Raw genomic sequence first — 23291 nt, 5'->3', positions numbered from 1 at the left:
GTGCCTTTTTGTTATAAAAGCTGTTTGTTTTTAAAGTATTTCCACATTCCCCACGTTAACACAATTAACATAACAATAATAACAGCAGTAGCCCAGTGGGAATTTTGATATGGAATCGGTACGTTCATCCCAAAAAATCCGGTTACGAACGTGAGCGGAAGCATAATCGTTGAAATCAGCGTTAAGACGTTCAGCTTTTCAGATGAAGTTGCATTGGTAATAGAATAATACGTATCAAGTGCACTGTTTACGAGGTCTCTAAATGTTTCAGCAGAGTCTACAATACGCTCTAAGTGGTCAAGCAAGTCAATGTAGAAAGGAACATTTTCTTCTCGTATGTCGAATTTCCACTTTCCATTAACCGTTAAGAAAATTCGGCGCTGAGGCAGAATAACGCGCCGGATTAAGATAATCGTTCTTTTTAACGCCAAGAACTCTTCCGTCACTCCGCGGACTTCTTTGTTGTAGATTTCATCTTCTAATTCATCAATACGCATGTCAATTCGGTCTAAAATCGGAAAGTATTCGTCCGTGATGCCATCAATCAAAGCATACAGTAAAAAGTCGGCGCCGCGGTTCATAAACTTTGGATAGCGTGAGCACACAGCATCCATTTTGCGAAGCCAGCCCATTTTATGTTTATGAATCGTCACTACGTAATTGGATCCGACAAATGCATTTAACTCAAGCGTCGTAATCTCGTCATCACTTTCTTCGTTATAGCGAAGCGCGTGAAAAACGAAAAATTTATAGTCTTCGTAATCATCCATTTTAGCGCGAGGACTGTCGTGTAAGCAGTCTTCAATCGCCAATGGGTGAAAATCGAATAATTTAGCAATTTGAGCAAGCTCTTGTCCGTGGACATCATACAAATCAATCCACAGCAAATTATCAGGATTGCGCAATTTCTCATGCACGTCTCCTAAATCAAGATTCGTTACCATTTCTTTTGTTTCATCATCATATAAGTATGTTTTAATCATTGATTTTTCACCTCACATCATTGAGGCATTAAGGAGTATTTTCCTTTGTTGAAATGAGAGGAACATATACACCTTTGTTGCCCCTATCTTGTTTTGCAGTAACCTTCATCGAAATGGGGTCATCAGTGCCCATTCATCTCACCTCCTAATTAGTTGAAGGAACGCTGACTTGTAATACAGCTACTTCACAAAGTTTAATTTTAACATACAATCCAACTCTAGCGTAGCGCTTTTTTCAAAACCTTTTCCTCACCATTTAAAGTTTCAAACAAAACTTCCGATACTATAAAAGCAAGTTATTATGCCCTTATTTTATAAAAGCCCTACTAGTGTATCCACTATTTAATAATACAATAGTACTTACAAACAGTAACCACTACCTCAGACCTCTCGAATACTCCCACAAAGGTCCACCTAATCGTAGACGATCAACCCCGCAAGGGGGATCGTCTACGATTAGGTCTAGAATATCTACCATGGCCGGTCTATGGCCATGGTAGATATTCTACATCGATAAACATTATATGGGGGATGGGGAAAAACGTGTAGGAATTTTTGGACTTTCATCGAATACTTACTTAACAAACTTAGATTACGAAAAGGACTGATAATACATGCATTTCAAACGTGAAGAACCGTTTCGCTTTTTATTTGAGACTCCCATTGTTGGAACGTTTTCCATTGCTAAATACGACAACAAAGAAATCGATTCTAAGCCAGGTCCTTTGTCTGTTATCGACCTTTCACCGAAAGGAATCAAAATAATTACGCCGCTTGATTTACCTATTTTCAACCATCAAATTCAGCTAAAAATCAGCTTTTATTTAAATGAAAAACCCATCCATATTACCGGACTTTGCGTGTGGAAAGAAAAACGGCATACCGAATACCTTTATGGCATTGAAGCTTTTAACAATGTGGAAGAACAAGCGATTTTAATTACAGAGCTCAAAACCTACGCCAAGAAAAAGCAAGATAAGCAATAAAAATAGCGCTCATTTGTTTTACTCCCCTTTTAAGATGGCAATACTACGAACGACTTCGATAGAAAAAGGTGAGACGATGAGCAGCAAAGCAAAAAAAGAGTGGATTGGCGGTCTCGTACTATTTTTACTCGTCAGTTTTGTCAGCATCACATTTGCAGGCTATCATACGGTGAAAGCTGCCGTTGATCAAACGTATGTACCGCTTGAGCATGGTAACAAAACACACGTCAATTTAAAAAAAGGGCAACCGTTTTCCCTGCTTTTAATTCAAGAAAACCATCAAAATACTTCATTTGTGTATATGACTGTTAATAAGCAGCATGAATCAATAAAAATGACCCACTTGCCAGGGTCAACTCAGCTCGGCAATGAAACACTGCGAACCATTTATCACCAAGGAAATATGAAGGCTGTCGTAAAGAACGTCGAAACGTATGCAAAGCTTCCTGTTGATTATTATGTCAAAATGGATCAGCAGTCAGTCGTCGATGCTGTAGATAAATTAGGCGGCATTATCGTCACAAACAAACGTGCTTTTGAACATAGCAACATTGTTTTTCCAAAAGGATCGATTCGCCTTAACGGAAAAGAAGCGCTTGTTTTTTTAAAGGAGCGTAATGATCAAGACATCTTTACTGCGCATGAAAGACAGCTGTCTGTCGCGAAAGCCATTTTCAGCCAAGCAGCTACGATTCCCAATGTTGCAAAGCTGCATTCCCTTGTATTTACGCTCGCTGATCACATTGAAACCAATGCAACGTTTAATGATATCAAACGGATTCAAAAAACCTACAAACCGGCCGTTTCTCACGTAGACAAGCAGCAGTTTCCGCAAAACGAATGGAACCAAAAACAAGTCACAACGCGGCTTTATAAGCACTTAGAACGTAGCGATCTGTTTTTATAAAAAACGCTTCACGAAAAAGAGGCTGGGACATAACAAAATGAAACCAATCTAAAGACGACCAAAGGAGATACATAAGCTGAACTGCTTGTGACACCGCAGTTGATTTCCGTGCAAGACTTCGCTTTCCGCGGGCGGCCGCTGAGCCTCCTCGTCGCTTGCGCTCCTGCGGGGTCTCATCTGTTCCACTTTTCCCGCAGGAGTCTTCGCCTTGCCCTCCAATCAACTGCTAGAAGGAATGAAACAGATGAAATCTACGTTCACTATAACAGAAAAACGAACCGTGAATTAAACATTTTGATTCATGGTTCGTTTTTCACTTCGCCTAAAAGACTTTTATCCCAGCCTCTTTTTTTGCTACTTATCTTCAGCAGGCACAACTTTCTCATTTATTTTAACAACAACCTTTTCAGCCCGTTCATCTTTGAGATAGCTCTTTTGATAAATAGAATGATTATTAGGCGGTCCAATCACAACTGTATCCGTAATCGGTGCAACGGCTTCTGCTACTTCGCTTGCGCTTACTCCGTATGCTTTTTGAAACACGAGCGGAGGCGTTAAGCGCAGCACGTCGGATCCTTCTGTAGACTCAAATTGATCATTGTTAAAAAAGAGATGAAGATGCGCTTCTTCCGATAACGGTTCAATCCAATGCCACCAGCCCATCGGTATAAATACCACTTCCCCTTCTTTTATCCGGTAATTGTGCATGCTGCTTGTATCAGGGTCTAAGACAGACACCTGCACTTCACCTGAAACGACGACATCTAACTCCCACGCATTTGGATGCCAGTGCGGCTCTCTCATATGCCCTTTCGTCATATATAAATCAACAAACGCACCTCCGAGCATTGCAGGCAGCTGAGTTGAGGTTAGTTGATACGCTATATTTTGATCATTTCGTTTGAACAGGACGTTTTGCTTATAGTTCACTGACAGATTAGGCGTTCCTGAGCTTTTTTTAATATTTGAATTATCCGGCACAAATCCAGATTTACTCATAGTGTCATACCCTCTTTTCATCAAAAAGTTATATGCACTATCCTATTAAAATTCTTAGCTCAGGGTGTTTTAATTAGGAAAAATAAAAAACGAGCGTTTCCACTCGTTTTTTATCCGACAAGACGTTCAATTTTCTTTTTCTTCCATACAAATTGATAATAGCTGTACTGCAGGATTAAGCTGACCACAAACGCCGCTGGATACCCAATCCAAATCCCTTTGATTTCAAGAGACGTGAACTGCGATAACACGTAGGCTACGGGTACTTCTACACACCAAATAGCCATAATACTAAAGACCGTAGGCCAAAGCACCGTTCCGCTTGCTCGCATCGTAGCGGTAATAATTTGCGCATGACCGAAAATCAAATAGCTCCAAAGTGTTATCACTAACAGCTCTTCAGCAATATGGAGCGTGTGCTGACTTGTTAAAAACAGCGCTAAAATTTGATTGGAAAAGAGATAAATAAGTAAAATCAATACGCTGCCAATAACGTAATTCAGCATAATTCCAGAGCGGATAACTTCTTTTAAACGCTCAAATTTATTGGCGCCAATCGACTGCGCCGCAAAAATAGAAACCGCAATTCCTAAGCTGATTGCCGGCATTTGTACATAGCTTGCCACTTGGTTCACCGCTCCGTACGCTGCTGTAGCGTCTGAGCCAAATCCATTTACAAACGTAATAACCGCGATTTCAGAAAGAGAAACTAAAATCATATTGATACTAGCTGGAATCCCTAAACGCATAAGCAGCTTTAAAAGCGTTCCGTCCATTTTTAATGAAATAGATGAGTCAAACTTTAACGGATGATTTTTCTTGCGTAAATAGATAATCATAATAACGAACGTTAATACGGTTGAAAACACCGTTGCGTACGCAGCGCCGTACACGCCAAGCTTTGGTACTCCGATCCATCCAAAAATTAAAATCGGAAGGAAAATGATATTTAAGACCGTACTCACAACTAAAAAGTAAAAAGGCGTTTTAGAGTCTCCGGTTCCGCGCATAAACGTCGTATAAACAAAGTATAAAAACAAAACAGGAATTGCCACAAACAAAATGCGCGCATAGTGAACCGTTACGTCGATAATATTAGCCGGCGTTCCCATAATCCGAAGAATATCCGGAGCAAATATGCTTCCCAAAACAGCAAGCACAATTCCGACTAAAAAGGTAAACGTGAGCGTGGTACCGATAATTTCTTTCACTCGTTTTTCATTTTGTGCCCCGTACGCTTGCCCGATTAAAATGGAACTTCCTGACCCAATTCCAATTGAAAACGACACGAGCAGAAAAAACAGAGGAAAAAAAGCGGAAATAGCGGCTAATGCATCAACTCCAAGCGCTCTTCCGACAATAATACTTCCCGCCAGCTGCCCAACTGACTGCATAGCATTACTTAACATGAGCGGAATCAAAAACACAAGCATCAGCTTACTGACGGACTTTTCTGATTCCACTACTTCACTTTTAACATCTTGATTCTTCACACCTATTTCTCCTTTGTATCAGCTTTCGGCGAATGATAGCCTTTTTCGCCGTAAGGCTGCAGCTTCTCTAACCATTTCGCTTCCAGTTTCAGCAAATCCTTTTTTGAAAGTGGTTTTTCTTCTTCTCTTTTAATCGTTTCCAGCATCTCAATTGAAAAAGCATCCGCTCCGTACGTATTCCACTCGTTTTGAAGCTCTTTATTTTGATGAGTGTTCGTCTTTAACGTGAACTTTACGCCGTTTAACGTTTTGATGTTAGGCGTAGAGCCAATGTAAATTTTATCGTTTTGAAGGTTTTTTATTTGATACACGCCGCCTTCTGTTTTTACTTCTTTCGCTAGCTGTTTCATTTGTTTTTTATAGTCTTTTGAGTCCATACTCATCCCTGTCTCTCCTTTTCTCCAGTAGCTGCTTCCGTCTGCGCTGCGCTCTAAGAACCCGTACTCAATTAAATAGCGTCGCAGCACCGCATAATCGTCATAAAAAGGTGTTAACCTATCATTTACTTCTTTTTCGGTATACGTGCTACCAAAATCAAAATGCCCGCTTAATTCTTCAAGAACAACAAGACGGTGTTTTTCTTGCAAGTGAAAGGTGCGAAGAGGTCCGCTTAAACCTTGCGGAAAATTCTTCGCTAAAATTTTTTCACGCTCTTCATCACTCACGCTGTAGCGCTGACTTCTTCTAGGCGCCGTATTGGTTACGGGTACCGCCTTCTCTTCTTCCCCGTCGTTCAACAGTTCCATCAGCGTTAAAAACACTTTTGCCTGACGCTCTTTTTTCTTTAACGTAAAGCGGTGGTTCCGAATGGTCGATGAACTGCCGATTCCCATTTCTTTTTGAATATCACTATCGCTTTTTCCTTCTTTAAAAAACTTCACTAAATTTTTTTGATGATCAGAAAGACCGGTTACCTCTTTATCTAGCTCTATTAAATGATGAAACACAGACCCGTGCTGCTGTTCCACATGAAGCTTCATATAACGTTTTGCTTCATAAAAAACACCTTCCACCGGATAAATAATGCCTTTTTCAATACTTTCACCGCACAGTAAGCAGTGGTAGTGATCTTCGCTTTCCCCGTACCCTTTCTTCATATCTTCAAAAGATGATTCCCAAAACAAGTCGTTTACCATTTAAATAGACACCTTTCTATTTTGTTTATTAATTTATAAACAAATATATTATATGTTTATTATTATGTCAATCTTACGTTTATGATACATAAAAAATGTTGAGACATAACGAAATGAATCCAACCTAAAGATGAACAAACGGGATACACGAGCTCGTATAGATCGCTTATGACACCGCAGTTGATTCCCGTGCAAGGCTTCACTTTCCGCGGGCGGCCGGTGAGCCTCCTCGTCGCTTGCGCTCCTGCGGGGTCTCACCTTTTCCGCTTTTCCCGCAGGAGTCTTCGCCTTGCCCTCCAATCAACTGCTAGAAAGACCTACACATATGAAACCTGGGTTTACCATAACTAAAAAAAACGATCCACTAATCAAACACGTTGATCAATGGATCGTTTTTCACTTGGGCTAAAATAATTTCGTCCCGGTTTCTTTATTCCACTCACTTAAATACGGAAAATCCTTAGATACAACAGGCTCATCATTCAAAAGCGTAATTAATTCCAAGCTGTTACCGTCAGGGTCATTAAAATACACGCACGCTGCCGGCATCCACGTATGAACAATCGGCTCTGTTTGCGGCTTTCCAAACGACGTTTCTTCCGGTTTAATGCCTTTTGAACGCAGCCACGTTAACGCTTCATGAATATCTGCTGCTTCAATTCCAAAAGCAAAATGACTTCTTTTCAGCTCTTTTTCATCGGTTTCCCAAAGTCCAAGCATCTGCTTTTGTTCCCCGACAAAGAAAAAAGCACAGCGCCTCTCTTCAATTTTATGAACAAACGTCAGCCCAAGACGTCTATAAAACTCAATCGAATCCTCTAAACTCCGAACCTGCACATGCGTCTCATAAATACTCTTAATCATAGCCTCTCCCCCATCCTTTCCTACTACTATAAGCCATTTCACACCAAACAGCTTCCTAACAAAGAACGAAAAACAATCAGCCTTAAGAACGAGAAACACTCACACAAACGTACAGCTTGGAAATCCCGAAGAGCACTATGGGTTTGGGCTTGGGTTTGACTTTGAATTTGACTAAGGGTTTGAGGCTACCCCGCAAGGGGTGCCTCAAACCCTTAGGTCTAGAAAAACCCCCATGGCTGCACTCTAGCCATGGGGGTTTTTCTACATCGATAAATTAAACGTGGGCTTTTGCGAGGCCTATGCAGATACCGCCTGAAATAATCAGTACACTCGCAAGAGATACATAAAATAATTGACGCTTTGTTTTCTTTTCTCCCAAGAAGACAATACCGCCAAAAATTGAAATAACGATACCCATTTGCGATAATGAAAAGCTTGTTGCTACGCCTAATCTTGATTGAGATAAGAATAAGAACATATTTCCAGATGCCCAGATTAGACCTGGTAAGATATTACGAATCGTATATTTGTTAAATGGCTTATGTTTGTATGTAATGATTAAACCGCCAATTAACATACCAATTGCTTGCGGGAATAGCGCTGCCCATGCGTCTACGTTGAAAATACGTGCGATAACGACGTAAACTAAGAATCCAAGACTTGAAATAATAAGAGTGATAACTCCTTTTTTCGTTTGTCCCGGAGTCCCTTGTGCTCCTTCTTTTTTACCATCTAATGAAGAAAGCACAACGCCTGCTAGTATTAAAAGAATCGCAATAGATCCAAGTACAATCGTTTGAAGCGTTGACCATTCTTTAAATACAATAACACCAAAAAGAGCTGTTGATACTAATTGCATACCCGTTGAAATCGGCATTGACTTTGAAACACCAAGGTATGGAACACTTTTAAACTGATTGCTTTGACCTACTGACCAGAACAAACCTGAAACAATTCCGACAATAACAAGCGTTGGCGTTAACACCGGCTGAACAATCATAAACTGAACAAATGAAAGAATCAAAGCTCCAATAATTGTTCCAAGCGTTTGACTGTAAGGTCCACCGCCCATCTTCATACTAACTAAAATCATGCTTCCCCACGCAACGGAAGGAAGAACACCTAGCAAAATATCCATCTTTCTCTTAACCTACTTTCCTATTTCTAATCTATGTACATCGTATGTAACGACCTGCTGCTTTTCTTTTATCAAGGGCTACACGCTTGTTCCCCCTTGAATATTCCCCCAAAGGTTCACCTATGCGTCTGCTGCCTACCCCGCAAGGGGGGCAACAGACGCATAGGTCTAGAAAATTTAATAGGATCGCTTTTTGATCCTATTAAATTTTCTACATCGATAAAAATATATAACGTTTTCATAAATGGTGGTAAAACTGCTATTTCTTGCTGCTCGTATTATACTAACACGAACATTTATTATTTAGCTAGAAATTTTTTTGATTATTTTTTAAAAACAGAAAAAATTTTTTTCTTATTGCTCCGCAGCTCGCTTCTTCCTCATATGTGATCTGCAATCAGCAGAAACTAGCGCCTCTGCTGATTGAAAATAAGAAGAGATAAAGCCTTTTCATTTTAGTTAGCTACAGGCTTACAAAATTGCTCTACTACTTCTTTAGCCGGAATTGAACTGATCGCACCTTTTCCAGTTGTCGTTAAGGCACCGCTTGCATTTGCAAAACGTAAAATAGCATCGTGATCAGAATCAAGAATAGCCGTTAAGTTTTCTTGTGACACATCGCGGCTTAATAGCTGATAAAGGAATCCGCCAATAAACGCATCTCCTGCACCTGTTGTATCAACAACCGCTACTTTGTAACCGTTTGATTCATAGACAGCTTCTTTTGTATAAAGCGTTGCGCCTTCTGCACCCTTTGTGAACACAACTACTTGAACGTCACCTGTAAATAGAGACTGAATCGCTTGCTGTTCATCTTCAATTCCTGTGATAAACGCTAGCTCGTCGTCTGAAATTTTGACAATGTGCGCTTGAGGAATAAATTCTAAAATCGTTTGACGGCATAGCTCATGGTCTTTCCACAGTGGAAGACGTACATTTGGATCAAAGCTGATAACTCCGCCTTTTTCTTTCATGCTTTTAATCGCTTTCATATGAGCGTATTTCATAGGACTTTCAACTAAATCAACCGAACAGAAATGAAGAACATCGTTGCTTGCAAACCAATCAGGGTTAATTTCGTCTTCAGTTAGCAATAAATCTGCTGAAGGATTACGATAAAAGCTGAAATCTCTTTCTCCGTCTTCACGCAAGGAAACGAAAGCTAAAGCTGTGTTTGCTTCTTCTGTACGATAAACCATATCAGTACCTACTCCTACTTCACGAAGCGTATCTACTAGAAAGTCTCCAAACGCATCTTCCCCAACTTTTGTAATAAGCGCTGATTCATTACCATATGTAGCAACAACTGCTGCAACGTTTGCCGGCGCTCCGCCTGGCACACGCGTAAACGATTCCACTTCTTTCAATTGAAGACCTTTTTGAGCTGGAATCATATCAATTAATACTTCACCGATACTAAATAACTTACCCATTCTATTCACCTTACTTTTCTTTTTTGTCATATTGTCATACTATGTTCCAAAAAATCCTTAAATCAAATTATACGTCCCAAACATCTTTTTCGTAAAGAGAAATTTCCAATTTATTTTAAAAAAGTCGTAAATTATCGTTTTTTTCTCACAATCTTTTATTCATTAAACCTTTTCCATCCCTTGTCAAATCTGGGATTTAAATGACCTTGTTAAACAAAGATCACAGAATAAAAAAAGTGAATTTCCAGTTTAAACTGTCTCTCTATTAATTTTTCGTTCGACATCTCTTTCCTTATTTCCTGTTTATTCGCCTCAGATATGCAAATAATGATAAAAATTCGTGTTTTTACCCCTATTTAAGAAGGAATAGCTTAAAATGTGTCGAATAGACTTAGGTAGGTATATGACATTATGTATGTTACACTAAATACAAGGCAAGGAAGGGAGAATCAGTCATGAAAATCAATGTTTTTCTAGACGACTATCGCAAGTGCCCTGACGGTCATGTTTTAGCCGAAACGATTGATGAATGTATTGATCTGCTAAGATCATTCGACGTTGAACATTTATCACTCGATCACGATTTACTCAGCAAGACACGGAATGGATTAATGCTCGTGCATTTTATGGTAAAGCATCATTTATATGCCGATCGAATTACGATTCACTCCGCTAATCATTCAGGCAGCAAAGCAATGTACAACTGCTTTAAGGAAGCTCAAAAAGAGCATAAAATGCCAAACAATATTAAAATTCTAAGATGCCCTCTGCCTCTTCGATGATATCTGCACCCTCACACATTCATTTCAACAGAATCTGTCCGGATTCAATTCTCACAGACTTCCTGTTTCTATAAAATGAAGAACGATACTGCTTGTTCGATACGTATAGATGTGAATACGCTTTAAGCAGTTTATATTATATAGAAGAAAACCGCTCTAAAATACCGTTATGATAGCTTTAAAAAGCAGACTATATGGTACAAAGAGCGGTTTTTGCTATTTAGACAGTTTAGCAGAATCCAAATCAGCTGAGAGAGCAGCCGGCTGTTTTTTAGCTTCTTTTAGTTGCCTAGCGTTCACGAACCAGTAAATGTTTCCTACAAACAATCCTCCCCCTACGATGTTTCCGAGTGTAACAGGAATCAAGTTATGAAATAGTCCAGCAGCCGAAATCGCATCGGAATGCGGAAGCAATAAAGCTAGACCAAGAAACGTCATATTTGCCACGCTGTGCTCGTATCCTGAAGCCACAAATGCAAAAAGCATCCAAAAAATAAGCATGATCTTTGCCGCATCGCTTTTAGTGCGCGCAGCCGTCCAAATCGCCAGGCACACAAGCCAGTTGCAAAGGATGCTGCGGAAAAATAATTCACTGACCGGCAAATTCATTTTTTTAGCTGCCAGCGTCATGAGTAAATGGTTCGGTTCAATTCCTTTAAACAAACCGGTTCCGGTAATTAACAAACAAAGCCCAAACGCACCTATTCCATTTCCGATAAAACACCACGTCCAGTTTTTGAACGTATCTTTCCATGTGGTGACTCCCGATAGCGTACTGACCGTATAAACCATATGATTCCCCGTAAACAATTCAGCTCCTGCAAATACGACAAGCAGAAGAGCAACAGCAAAAGATAACCCCATCACAAGAGAAACGACCGGTAAAGAAGCAGAAGCTAAAGGCGCTCCTACCGATAGAGCTAATATAACGCCAAGTCCTACATAAGCACCCGCTAGCACAGCTAACAGCAAATAACTCGGCAAATGATCATTCACAAGCTTCGTTTTTTCACGGGCTAACTCATTCATTGACTGCAGTGAATTCTTAAACAAAAGCGTTTCCTCCTTTTATTCATCTTAGACGCATACTTTTTCTTCTGTTTTTTCCAAAAACCAAGAAAGAGCAGAAGCTTGCTTCACCACTTCACCAATCACAATCATCGCGGGATTGCTCACTTGCTGCTCCGAGGCTACGCCTACGATAGTGCCAAGCGTACCTGTAACCGTGCGCTGATAAACCGACGTGCCTTGTTCAATAAGAGCGACCGGCGTATCTGCGCTTTTTCCGGCGTCTAAAAGCTGACGGCAAATATACGGTAAGTTTTTAACGCCCATATAGATCGCAAGCGTATCAACGCCTTTTGCTAAATGCTCCCAGCGAATACTTTCCGGCTTGCCGCTCAAGCAGTGTCCCGTCACAACGGCAAACGAACGGCTCAGCTCCCGATGCGTCACAGGGATTCCAGCATAGGCCGGTGCCGCGATGCCTGCTGTAATACCCGGAACGATTTCAAATGGAATTCCATGCTGAGCGAGCACTTCTGCTTCTTCCCCGCCTCTTCCGAAAATAAACGGATCTCCGCCTTTTAACCGGACGACGATGTTTCCTTTTCTTGCATAGAATACAAGCAAATCATGAATATCCTCTTGAGAAACGCAGTGATCACCAGGCTTTTTCCCGCAGTAGACGAGTTCGGCTCCTTCTTTTGCATACTGAAGAAGAACAGGGTTCACTAACCGGTCGTATAAAATAACATCTGCTTTTTCTAAACATTTGGCTGCTTTTATCGTTAGTAAATCTGGATCTCCTGGTCCGGCTCCTACAATGTACACTTTTCCTGTTCTCATTTTTGCTTCGCTCCTTTTAGTGTGTCCCCTTGAATTTTTGTGGCGCGTTGAAAATCAACGCGCCACGTTACTTATTCTTCAATTAAAAGATACAGCAAATCTCCTTCAACAGCCGCTTCGTACGTGTCTACACATCCGCTGTCAGGCTCTTGCACGTTACCGTCATGCAAGCAAATTTTCCAGTCGTGCATCGGACAAAACACCGAGTCGCCGCTCACGATTCCTTCACTTAACACCCCGCCTTTATGCGGACAGCGATTTTCAATTGCCCGTATTTTTCCGCTTGATAGCTTAAACACCGCAATTTCTTTTCCGTTTACTTTCACTGTTTTACCCAGGCTTACTGGAAAATCATGAATCGACCCTACGCATACTTTTGTAATGTTTTTATTCACCATCTTTATTTCCCCCCAGCTTTATGATGTGACAACTGTTTCGAACAGCTCTTTTTTTGTCTTTTTACTTTCGACGATTTCTTTCCAAGGATCACGGTACGTAGATAACGCTTCGTCCATCCGCAGATTCAGCTCTCTTCTCGTCTCAGCGTCATCAAGCACGGACTGAATGTGCGAAAGTCCCATGCGCTCAATCCATGCAGAGGTACGTTCTAAGTAATTAGCCGTTTCTCGGTAATACTGTAAATACGCTCCTGTAATGTCCATCAATTCTTCGTCTGTTTTTACTTTATACAACAAATCTCCGCCGCGAAGATGCGTACCTCCATTTCCGCCCACGTAAATTTCCCAGCCGCCGTCGATTCCAATAAAGCCGATATCTTTAATACCTGACTCAGCACAGCTTCTCGGACAAGCAGATACAGCCATTTTTACTTTATGAGGCGTCCATAATCCTTCAAATTTTTTCTCAAGCGCAATGCCAACGCCCATTGAATCCTGCGTGCCAAATCGGCAAAACTGTTCGCCGACGCATGTTTTCACCGTCCGCAGCGACTTACCGTACGCGTAGCCAGAAGGCATATCTAACTCTTCCCATACGCTAGGCAAATCTTCTTTTTTAACACCAAACAAATCAAGACGCTGCCCACCCGTCACTTTTACGAGCGGAATCTCATATTTATCAACAACATCTGCAATTTTTCGTAAATCTTCTGCATTAGTGACGCCTCCGTACATGCGAGGAACAACAGAATACGTGCCGTCTTTTTGAATATTCGCGTGCATCCGTTCATTCACAAATCTTGATTCGCGTTCATCAACGTATCCGGTTGGATTCACCATACCTAAATAATAGTTTAGCGCCGGACGGCATTTCGAACAGCCTTCTTCATTATTCCATCCGAGTACATTCATAACTTCACGCGTATGCGAAAGTCCTTTTGCTTTGATTTCTTCGACAACTTCATCTCGTGACAGAGTCGTACAGCCGCAAATCGCTTCTTTTTGAGCCGCCGCGTCAAAATCAGCGCCAAGAGTATGCTGAAGCACTTCCGCTACAAGCGGTTTACACCCTCCGCAAGAGCGAGAGGCACTTGTACAAGCTTTGATTTCATCAACCGATGAGCATCCTTGTTTTTGGATAGCTTCCACAATCGTACCTTTTGTTACGCCGTTACAGCCGCAAATAATATCATCTGCACTCATACTTGCGACTAAGCTTTCACCGGCGTTACCGCCAGACGGCTGTAAAATCGACACTTTCGCGACATCGGATACATCTTCTTGCTTTTGAATCATTGAAAACAGTCGATTTCCGTCGCTGCTGTCTCCAAAAAGAACGGCTCCTACGATTTGATTCCCTCGCAAAACAAGCTTTTTATAAATGCCGTCTTGTTCATCGAACACTTTGATCGCTTTTTTCTCTTCATCTTCTGTGAAGTCTCCTGCCGAAAACACTTCAACACCTGATACTTTTAGCTGCGTGGATAAAACCGATCCTTCATAAGGCACTTTTTCTGCCCCGCAAATCGCTTTTGCTAATGCTTTTCCTTGCTCATACAAAGGTGCTACCAGTCCGTATACCATTCCTCTATGCTCTGCACATTCTCCAACGGCGTAGATGTTTGGGATATCCGTTTGCATATAGTCATTCACGACAATTCCTCGGTTTACGTTAAGTCCCGCTGCTTTTGCAAGCTGAACATTTGGTTTAATTCCAACGGCCATCACGACTAAATCAGCTTCTAAAAACGTCCCGTCTTTAAAGGATAGCCCTTCAACTCGCTCATCGCCGACGATTTCCCCCGTTTGTTTTTCAAGCAAAAACTTCATACCTTGTTTTTCTAATTCGTTTTGAAGCAGTTTGCCGGCAGTTGGATCAAGCTGGCGTTCCATTAAATACGGAGCTAGATGAATCACAGATACGTCCATTCCTAAATTTAAAAGTCCGCGCGCCGCTTCTAATCCAAGCAGTCCGCCTCCAATAACCGCTGCTTTTTTATACTGCTGAGATGCCTGCAGCATTTCATCCGTGTCTTTTATATCTCGAAAAGCCGTAACTCCTTTTTTATCAGACCCTGGAATCGGAAGAATAAAAGGAAGAGAGCCCGTTGCTAAAATTAACTCATCATACGATTCTACTCTGCCGCTGTTTGTCGCTACTTCTTTTTTTACTGAATCGATACTAGTAACCGTTTCGCCCGTATATAATGTAATATTGTTTTCTTGATACCAGTTCCAATCGTTTAACGTAATGTCTTCAACATTCGTATCTCCTTGCAGCACTTTTGATAGTAAAATACGATTATAGTTCGGATGCGGCTCGCTTCCGAAAATCGTAATTTCAAACGTTTCGCTTGAAACCTTCAATACTTCTTCAATCGCTCGAACTCCAGCCATTCCATTTCCAATCAATACGAGTTTCTTTTTTTGCATCTTCCATTCCTCCCCTGGCGTCTATACCTGCTTGTTTCAAAGATATATTTTCTATGCATCTTTAAAGATACATTTAAGATATATGAATTTTCTGAATCGTTCAACTTATGTGTTAGGTTATCTAACACAGTTATGGTATGTATGCGATTCCATTACTTTAACAGCAAGCAAAAAAAATAAATGATCTAATGATGTTATTTGTATCATCCTTTGCATTTTATTTTGTGATATTTTTCACAACATTAATGTAGCAAGAATAAATAACCTGAGCTATGATAAAAATCACTCCCATTAAAAATGATTAATGGTTTCATAGTCTCGTTTTAATTACTTGGGTTAGTATCTTATCATTTATCTTTTATCAGCATGTAAACTGATTATTGCCTGTATCACAGACCGAGCAATCCTAAATGTTTATATACCAAAAATAATAATCCCAAAAAATTCTTTATAAAGAATTTTTTAGATAAACTGTTCTTTATAGTATTTACTATCTCCCTTGAATTCTTTATAATGAAATAATGAAACCTTTATAAAGAACAGAACGGAGAATCATCATGCCACTCGTAAACATTAAAAAACTTTGGACACCTTTAGAGATTTTTGGCTTTAAGCTTTATAAGTGCAGAGACACAAAAAGCTATTACTATAAAACAAGGAAAAGTCATAATCTAATAAAACTATAAAAAGACAAGCCCTCTTTCTTTTGAAAGAGGGCTTGTCTTTTTATTCTCCTGTAAACCAATTCACAACGTACTCTCCCCACACCTCATTTCCTTTTTTTGTTAAATTACCGCTGTCTTTATTTATATACTCTCCTAAATGAAAGGGCCAAATGAGCGAGTGATTCATATAATATACCCAGTTTGCTTCAGATACTCCCCTGATTGCTTCTACCCCTTCTTCATAGGACTCCGTTTGTGAAATGTACGGCTGTGAAGGCTGAATCATAAGGGTTTTTTTCAAGTCTTTAAGCTGATGAATCAGCTTGTCTGTATTTTCAAGCGTCTCATCTAGCGTAAGGTGCTGATAATCATTTTTAAGAGGGGCTTCAAACAGAATAATGTTTGGCTGAAGTTGATCAATTTGATCAGCAATATGTGAGGATAAAAGCTCATCCGTTGTCCCGTTACCATATGAAAGTGTTTTAACCGTAAATACATCACGTCCATATGTAGCTGCTAGCTCTTTTTTTACCTGCTGAGGCCACCCTGCTTCCTTTGCGGATGTGGCAATTACAAGAGTCAGAGGTTTTTTATTTGCGATAGATGACTGGATTTGCTTTGTGATAAAGTCTGGAAGATTTTTTGTATAAGCAGATACATCGGAAAACTGTTTTTCTTTATGTACCACAGCAGTTTTTACTTCACTTGCCTGCGCTTCCGTTTGCTCCTGCCAGTGCTGCGTCCCCGCATACATCACCGCCCCGCACAAAACAGCCGCCGCCACATTTACCCCAATCATTGCCTTCATTCAATCTCCCCTTTACCCGTTTTAAAAAACCAAATATATCCTATCCACCAAACTTACATTCAACAAAATAAACAAATGGACGAACACAAAAATACTTCACTGAATCTGCCCTCAAAGGTCCACCTATCCGGATGAGGCCAGCCCGCAAGGGAGGGACTCATCCGGATAGGTCTAGCAACTCTACCATCACCGCTCTTCCGTGATGGTAGAGTTGCTACATCGATAATAGATATAGAAATAATTATAGATTAGTAGAAATTGGAATGGGGGACCTTTCGTACGTAAAATCTCTACAAATACACGTATACTTCGCATATTTCCTAGCGAAACATGAAGTTTCCGGGGAAATTACGTCACGTTTCTTAAAAAGAAAACATAATGTACATTCATTCGCGCATGTGATCTTCCCCTTGTACAGTAGAGATACCGGCGGAATACAGCAAAAACGCGTTTTTGAAAAAGGAATGCTACATGCAAAAAAGCTCGTTTGATCAAATTGCTTCATCTTTTCATCCATTAATTGTATCGATGATTAAAAAGTTTCACATTTACAAAGACTACGACGAATATTATCAAATTGCGTTGATTGGTTTATGGAGAGCGTATCAAAAATTTGACGAAAACAAAGGCTCTTTTTCCGCTTATGCCTACACAACCGTGCGCGGTACGATCCTTTCTCATTTAAAAGGCACCATTTTATACGAAGAACGTGAAACACCTGCTGAGCAGAACCTGCTTTCACTGAACGAAGATCCCGCTCTTCCCGTTCCGCTAGAAAGTGAAATCATCGAGCAGCATATCGAACACTTAACAGGGAGAGAAAAAATCTATGTACTCGAACATCTGCTAGAAGGCTACTCGTATAAAGATATTGCCTACAAATACGGAGTCTCCACGGGGGCCGTTAAAAACTGGGGAAAAGCTGCTCGCAAAAAGCTAAAGGCCTCACTTCTTCAGGAGTAAGAAAAGGAGGAAGCTTATGATAAGCTTCCTCCTTTGGTCCATATGTGTAGTCCCATGCAACCGATTGTTCATATGTAGGACAAGTTCGTTTGATAAATCGAACGAACTACGCTAAAAAAAGCGGACTTTCTAAACAATAATTGCGAATAACAGCCGCTCTGGCCAGCTTTTTTTCTAAACTATAATAAGAAAGCTTCACTGGAATGAACGTTCCATCTTTGAAGTGAATTAGCATGGAGGTTGGATCAACTGTAGCAAGCGTGTGTGAAGTATGAACGTGAGAGGAGAAAATCCAAGCGCAGCTGTAGTCATTGGGCGAAGATGTAGGGAACGCAATAATCGCTTGTGAACGACTAATAACAAGCGGCGTAAGCTGTTTGTACGGAAACATTTTTCGAACGGCGGCAATGGATCCCTTAAACGTACTTAATTCTCGAATGCACGCTTCTTCTAATAATTGCTTACACGTCTTGCTTAACATGTATTCTCCTGCTGCATCTAGCACTTTCGTTCGGTGAATAGGATCATTCACTGGAATTAAGGCTTTTGTCGTCAAACCAATTTGATAATTTTCAACATTTGTCATACATCTACCCCCTTTTGCTACTTTATAACTATTCTATACTATCGAAAAGAGGAAAATCTAGTCTTTTTTCTCATTATTTGAAATATTTTGAATTTATTTCATATCCAAAGAAAAAAGCGCTGAAGCCAGCGCTTTTCTTTTAAATAAAAATGTCTAAAATAAGAACCATTGCAAACGCTGCAAATGATAGAATCGTTTCCATCACTGTCCACGTTTTTAACGTTTGAGCCACTGACATGTTGAAGAACTCTTTGATTAACCAGAAGCCAGAATCATTTACGTGTGATAGCATAACAGAACCTGCGCCCGTTGCTAGCACCAATAGCTCTGGGCTTACGTTTGGCATCGTTGCTGCAATCGGTGCGACAATACCTGCCGCTGTTGTCATGGCTACTGTTGCTGAGCCAACTGCTGCACGAATTAACCCTGCAATCACAAATGCAAGTACGATAGGAGAAAGATGTGCATCTTGAGCAAATCCTGCAATTGCGTCACCTACACCGCTTGCTGTTAAAATTTTATTAAAACCGCCGCCTGCACCGATAATTAAAATGATCGAAGCAACGGGTCCAAGACATTCGTTTGTGAATTTTAATAAATCATCTTTGTTGTACCCTCTTGCAAAGCCGAACGAATAAAAAGCAAAAACTAACGAAATCAACAGCGCTACGATTGGACTTCCAATAAAGTTTGTTACGTAGCGAATCGTACTTGTTTCTGGATAAACAAACCCAGTAATTGTTGCTAAAAGCATTAATAGTACCGGAAGTAGAATCGTGAATAACGTAATTCCGAAGCCAGGAAGATCTTTATGCTTCGACTCTGTGAACTGTTCCATAATTTCACCCGTTGGCTCGACGTGAACACGGCGTGAAATGAACGATCCGTAAATAGGACCTGCCACGGCTGCAGCTGGGAATGCCACAACTAATGAATACAAAATCGTTTTACCTAAATCTGCTTTAAAGATATCCACCGCTAGCATCGCTGCCGGATGCGGAGGTACTAAACTGTGAACAACAGCTAAGCCAGCAATTAACGATAAACCAATTTTAATAAGTGACGTACCTGTATGCTTGGCAATTACAAACACAAGCGGAATTAATAATACAACACCAACTTGGAAAAAGACCGGGATACCGCAAATAACGGCTACAACCATCATTGCCCAGTGTACATTCTTTTCACCGAATACTTTAATTAACGTGCGGGCAATACGCTCCGCTCCACCTGACTCTGCCATCATTTTACCTAACATCGTTCCAAGACCAAGAACAATCGCGATAAATCCTAAGACGCTCGCTACTCCTTCTTGGAAAGCCGTTACGATATCAGGCAGCTTCATTCCTGAAATAAGACCCATAAACAAAGCCGCAACAATCAGCGCTACGAATGGATTTGTTTTAAATTTAGCAATTAAAAAGATCAGTCCGACAATCGATACAATCGCATACAGCAAAAGACTTGCTTCATGACTTAATCCGAATACTGAATTCATATGTTCATCCCCTTAGTGTGACCATTTTTCATGTACGTACATCCAAATAATGTATACGCTTTCAAATATTTTCTAAAGTGAACGCACCTCGTACGTTCACTTCTTTCTATTTACTTAGTAATTCAACCGTTTCTCGAAGCGTTGTTTTGGTTCCAACGTTTCCAGGGAAAATAATGTATGCAATGCCCGGAAACTTGCTTTCCTCTCCCGTTACCCATACCGGAATGCCCGGCTTGATTTGTCCAGCAACCGTTGCACGCTTTACAGATAAGCCGTTTACGCCAATATCACTTGACGTAATGCCGCCTTTTGCGACGATAAAGTTTGGACGAACGTTTAAGCGGCGAACAATGCTTGTAACCGCATCTGAAATTTTTACCGATAATTTAAGCTCTTCTTCTTTTTTGCCTTCGCCAAGATCTAAGCGCTCACGTCTTGTATAGACGGCTACCGTTTGACCTTGTGAAATAAGCTTCTCTGCTTCATTGATAATACGGTTCACTTCTTCTTCAAACTTTTCAGGTTCTAAGACAAGATGACAATCAAATTCAATAAATTCAATGAAGCTGCATTTCTTTAATTCTTCTAACTGCTCCGTTGTTTTTTTAACATGCGAACCTACCATAATTAATCCGCCGTTTGATGACTTTTCTTTAATGAGCTCTTCTTTTGTTAACAAATCTTTATCGCTCACGCCGCCCATCACTTTTGTCAGAGCCGCAGCGCTTCGATACATAAAGTGCTTTCCAAGCTTCATCGCGCGAAGAAGCGCAATCGTCACAACTTTCACGTCTACATAATCCACTGCGTTCACGATTACTTTATTAAAGTCTTTCACTTCCATTAACTGATTGGTAATCGTCACTAAATCAAGTGCACGAATGCTCCCGAGCGAAATATATGTCGTATGACTTGCTTTAAATTTCCCTGCTGACTTTTCTTCTACCCACTCGCCTAAATGAGACTTACTGTAGCCAAACGTACGGTCTTTTGCAAACTCGGTTTCTCCTGCCGGCACTAAGTAGTCTTCATCCTGCACGTAGTGAATGTTATCAATCGTAAATCTTCCACCTTCTTTAAAGAAAGGAAAGATCACTTCGCCGTCAAGCACTTGGTTTGAGTGCTGTTCAACGGTTTTCTTTAATACTTCCGTTTCTAACGGATAGTGACCGCGAAGAGTTGAATCACCTCTGCTGATAATTAAAAACTCTTTATTTACTTCAGCCGCTACCTCTGTAATAACGGCGGCAATGTCCGCGTGCGCTTTTTCCGTTTCAGAAGCGGTAAATCCGCGTGAATTTGTTAGAATAAAAAACATGGAGTTTTCTTCTAAAAATCCTTGCTTGATGCTCTCTTTGCTCCAGTCTGTGTACACGGAAATACCGTTAACCGTTTGAACACCCGTTGGATCATCGTCTAACACAATGATTTTTTGGTTGAACGTCAGAAGCTCTTCGTCGAGCATTTTTTGCACAAGTGCTTCATCGACCGCTGGAATGTCTTTAAACACATCGCTTACAAGGCGTTTTTCTTGTTGTTTAATCATGCTTCCACCTTCTTTTTCACTTCAACGTTTGCTAACTTTTCATAGTACTGTACAATTCCGCCGTGATCATCGCTTGCTTTTCCGTCTACTTTTAACGCATGGAAAATTTCCACAAGCTGACTTGAAAGCGGAAGCGGTACGCCAATGTCATGAGCCGTTTCCATCACGTTTGTCATATCTTTTAAGTTAATATCAATGCGTCCGCCTGCTACAAAGTTGCGGTCTAAAATAAGCGGCACTTTTGCATCTAATACAGCGCTTCCTGCTAATCCGCCGCGAATCGCTTGATACATTTTTTCAACGTCAATGCCTGCTTTGGCTGCTAGTACAAGCGCTTCAGACATTGCTGCAATGTTTAAGTTCACAATCACTTGATTTGCAAGCTTAGCTGTTACGCCGCTTCCGTTGTCTCCAACAAGCGTTATTTCTGCTCCCATCGAATGAAGAATAGATGAAACGCTTTCAAAGATATGTTCATTTCCTCCGACCATAATCGCAAGCGTGCCGTCAATTGCTTTTGGCTCTCCTCCGCTAACAGGTGCGTCTAGCATGTGAATTCCTTTTTGTGAAAGCTCAGCCGCAATTTCTTTTGATGCTACCGGTGAAATGGAACTCATGTCGATGATAACGCTTCCTTCTTTTGCGCTATGAATTAACCCTTCTTCTCCAAGTACTACGCTTTTTACATGATGTGAAGCTGGAAGCATCGTGATCATTACGTCGCTGTTCACCGCAACTTCAGCAAGGCTTTCTGCTCCAAATCCTCCTGCTGCTTTCACTTCTTCTACTGCTGCTTTATTAATATCGTAAACCGTTACCTCAAAACCTGCTTTTAATAAATTGAGTGTCATCGGTTTTCCCATAATTCCAAGTCCAATAAATCCAACGCGTTTTGTCATTTTCGTTTCCTCCCCTTGTTGTATACGTTTTCAAATAGTGTTTAAAAAAGAATGTATACGTTAAAATATTTTTTGTATACATTTCTGATAATTTTGTATACACTCATCATATTCGCATTTTATTTATTTGTCTAGCCTTTTTTTAAATGAAATTTATTTCTAAAAGCGAAACTTTCCGTCCCACCTTTTCACAAGTTATAGTATGATTTGGGTATACACGTACAAAATGATAAAAAATAAAGAGAGAAAGAGACGAGATTTCCTCGTGTCCAATGCTAGAGGTGAAGTAGAGTATGTTAAGAAATCAAGGTTCTCGTTCGTCTCATCACCCTTCTTATGAGATGATTCGAGATAAAATTTTAAACGGTGAGCTTGAAGGCGGTACAAAAATCGTCGAAGAAAAATTAGCGAGCGAGCTTGGATTCAGCCGAACGCCGATTCGTGATTCCATCAGACGCTTAGAATATGAAGGACTGATTGTTCGAAAAAAAGTGGTGTCACCGACAGAAAAAGATCTACGCAACTTGTTTGAAGTGCGAATGCTGCTAGAAGGCTCAGCTTCTAAAGCTGCGGCAACTTTTTTATCTGATAATGAATTAGAAGAGTTAAAGGAATGCGTAGACACCGGAAGAAACGGCTCGTTTGAAGAAATTATGAGCGCAAATGAACGTTTTCACGCCATTATTGTGAACGCAAGCAACAATGACGTAATGATTAATATCATCGACCGCATGCAGTCCATCATTTACTTATTCCGTCATACCGTGGTGTTTTACAACCGCCCGTTTTTAATTGACGAACACGAAGACATTTATAAAGCGATTAAAGAACGCAATGCTGAAAAAGCAGAAGCGTTAATGCAAGAGCATCTTCAAAAAGACTTAGAGTTTTGCCTGCATTTGCTTCAAAGAAGACAATAAAAAAGC

General features: G+C 40.5%; 22 protein-coding genes. 5 read left to right on the top strand and 17 right to left on the bottom strand.

The window, feature by feature from the left end:
- Positions 1–11: 11 nt before the first annotated feature.
- Positions 12–983, bottom strand: coding sequence for a magnesium/cobalt transporter CorA (gene corA, locus MMB69_RS19685; RefSeq protein WP_013055874.1), 972 nt, complete (start codon positions 981–983; stop codon positions 12–14).
- Positions 984–1597: 614 nt separating this feature from the next.
- Between corA and MMB69_RS19680 the strand changes: the two genes are divergently transcribed.
- The gene (locus MMB69_RS19680) at positions 1598–1969 is read left to right on the top strand and encodes a PilZ domain-containing protein (protein WP_277448301.1); all 372 of its coding nucleotides are present in this window, start codon (positions 1598–1600) and stop codon (positions 1967–1969) included.
- A gap of 76 nt (positions 1970–2045) precedes the next feature.
- The gene (locus MMB69_RS19675) at positions 2046–2876 is read left to right on the top strand and encodes an LCP family glycopolymer transferase (RefSeq protein WP_277448300.1); all 831 of its coding nucleotides are present in this window, start codon (positions 2046–2048) and stop codon (positions 2874–2876) included.
- On the opposite strand, the gene MMB69_RS19670 is transcribed toward MMB69_RS19675, so the two are convergent.
- The 7 genes from MMB69_RS19670 to MMB69_RS19640 all read right to left on the bottom strand — a co-directional run bounded on the left by MMB69_RS19670 (position 2827) and on the right by MMB69_RS19640 (position 9939).
- Entirely contained in the window at positions 2827–3099 is a 273-nt protein-coding gene (locus MMB69_RS19670) for a hypothetical protein (protein ID WP_277448299.1), read from the bottom strand. The genes MMB69_RS19675 and MMB69_RS19670 overlap by 50 nt on opposite strands.
- 131 nt (positions 3100–3230) lie before the next feature.
- On the bottom strand, positions 3231–3875 hold the full coding sequence (locus MMB69_RS19665; protein ID WP_277448298.1) for a cupin domain-containing protein: 645 nt from the start codon (positions 3873–3875) through the stop codon (positions 3231–3233).
- 110 nt (positions 3876–3985) lie between these two features.
- Positions 3986–5308: an MATE family efflux transporter gene (locus MMB69_RS19660; RefSeq protein ID WP_277448418.1), complete on the bottom strand. Its 1323-nt coding sequence runs from the start codon at positions 5306–5308 to the stop codon at positions 3986–3988.
- A 62-nt stretch (positions 5309–5370) separates the two neighbouring features.
- Positions 5371–6504, bottom strand: a complete 1134-nt coding sequence (locus MMB69_RS19655) for a DUF2087 domain-containing protein (protein ID WP_277448297.1) — start codon at positions 6502–6504, stop codon at positions 5371–5373.
- 405 nt (positions 6505–6909) lie between these two features.
- Entirely contained in the window at positions 6910–7368 is a 459-nt protein-coding gene (locus MMB69_RS19650) for a VOC family protein (RefSeq protein ID WP_277448296.1), read from the bottom strand.
- Between the two features lie 274 nt (positions 7369–7642).
- Positions 7643–8506: a GRP family sugar transporter gene (locus tag MMB69_RS19645; protein WP_050691765.1), complete on the bottom strand. Its 864-nt coding sequence runs from the start codon at positions 8504–8506 to the stop codon at positions 7643–7645.
- A gap of 455 nt (positions 8507–8961) precedes the next feature.
- Entirely contained in the window at positions 8962–9939 is a 978-nt protein-coding gene (locus MMB69_RS19640) for a carbohydrate kinase family protein (RefSeq protein WP_016763311.1), read from the bottom strand.
- A gap of 455 nt (positions 9940–10394) precedes the next feature.
- Between MMB69_RS19640 and MMB69_RS19635 the strand changes: the two genes are divergently transcribed.
- Entirely contained in the window at positions 10395–10721 is a 327-nt protein-coding gene (locus MMB69_RS19635) for a cyclic-phosphate processing receiver domain-containing protein (RefSeq protein WP_075422303.1), read from the top strand.
- Positions 10722–10937: 216 nt separating this feature from the next.
- On the opposite strand, the gene MMB69_RS19630 is transcribed toward MMB69_RS19635, so the two are convergent.
- The 5 genes from MMB69_RS19630 to MMB69_RS19610 form a co-directional block, all read right to left on the bottom strand.
- Entirely contained in the window at positions 10938–11774 is an 837-nt protein-coding gene (locus tag MMB69_RS19630; protein ID WP_277448295.1) for a formate/nitrite transporter family protein, read from the bottom strand.
- A 24-nt stretch (positions 11775–11798) separates the two neighbouring features.
- Complete coding sequence (gene cobA, locus MMB69_RS19625; RefSeq protein WP_221813083.1) at positions 11799–12569, bottom strand: uroporphyrinogen-III C-methyltransferase; 771 nt, start codon at positions 12567–12569, stop codon at positions 11799–11801.
- 71 nt (positions 12570–12640) lie between these two features.
- Positions 12641–12967, bottom strand: a complete 327-nt coding sequence (gene nirD, locus MMB69_RS19620) for a nitrite reductase small subunit NirD (protein ID WP_264387927.1) — start codon at positions 12965–12967, stop codon at positions 12641–12643.
- Between the two features lie 18 nt (positions 12968–12985).
- Positions 12986–15400: a nitrite reductase large subunit NirB gene (nirB, locus tag MMB69_RS19615; RefSeq protein WP_277448294.1), complete on the bottom strand. Its 2415-nt coding sequence runs from the start codon at positions 15398–15400 to the stop codon at positions 12986–12988.
- Between the two features lie 726 nt (positions 15401–16126).
- Complete coding sequence (locus MMB69_RS19610; RefSeq protein ID WP_277448293.1) at positions 16127–16873, bottom strand: SGNH/GDSL hydrolase family protein; 747 nt, start codon at positions 16871–16873, stop codon at positions 16127–16129.
- A 471-nt stretch (positions 16874–17344) separates the two neighbouring features.
- On the opposite strand from MMB69_RS19610, the gene MMB69_RS19605 reads away from it, so the two are divergent.
- Positions 17345–17836, top strand: coding sequence for a sigma-70 family RNA polymerase sigma factor (locus MMB69_RS19605; RefSeq protein ID WP_257041167.1), 492 nt, complete (start codon positions 17345–17347; stop codon positions 17834–17836).
- Positions 17837–17942: 106 nt separating this feature from the next.
- Here MMB69_RS19605 and MMB69_RS19600 read toward each other — a convergent pair whose 3' ends face one another.
- The 4 genes from MMB69_RS19600 to garR form a co-directional block, all read right to left on the bottom strand.
- Entirely contained in the window at positions 17943–18422 is a 480-nt protein-coding gene (locus MMB69_RS19600; protein WP_277448292.1) for a competence protein ComK, read from the bottom strand.
- Positions 18423–18561: 139 nt separating this feature from the next.
- Positions 18562–19920 carry a GntT/GntP/DsdX family permease gene (locus MMB69_RS19595; protein ID WP_013055857.1) on the bottom strand — a complete coding sequence of 453 codons (1359 nt, stop codon included), beginning with the start codon at positions 19918–19920 and terminating at the stop codon, positions 18562–18564.
- Between the two features lie 106 nt (positions 19921–20026).
- Positions 20027–21466, bottom strand: coding sequence for a four-carbon acid sugar kinase family protein (locus tag MMB69_RS19590; RefSeq protein ID WP_277448291.1), 1440 nt, complete (start codon positions 21464–21466; stop codon positions 20027–20029).
- Positions 21463–22365, bottom strand: a complete 903-nt coding sequence (gene garR, locus MMB69_RS19585; protein WP_277448290.1) for a 2-hydroxy-3-oxopropionate reductase — start codon at positions 22363–22365, stop codon at positions 21463–21465. The genes MMB69_RS19590 and garR overlap by 4 nt, the downstream gene beginning before the upstream one ends.
- A 293-nt stretch (positions 22366–22658) precedes the next feature.
- Here garR and MMB69_RS19580 point away from each other — a divergent pair, with 293 nt between their 5' ends.
- A complete protein-coding gene (locus MMB69_RS19580) occupies positions 22659–23285 on the top strand; it encodes a GntR family transcriptional regulator (protein WP_098525367.1) in 627 nt (208 codons plus the stop codon).
- Positions 23286–23291: the final 6 nt, after the last annotated feature.

This window comes from Priestia sp. P5 (assembly GCF_029522155.1).
GTDB lineage: Bacteria > Bacillota > Bacilli > Bacillales > Bacillaceae_H > Priestia > Priestia megaterium_E.
The sequence above is the reverse complement of the archived record's forward strand: the minus strand, read 5'-3'. Positions and strand labels throughout refer to the sequence as shown.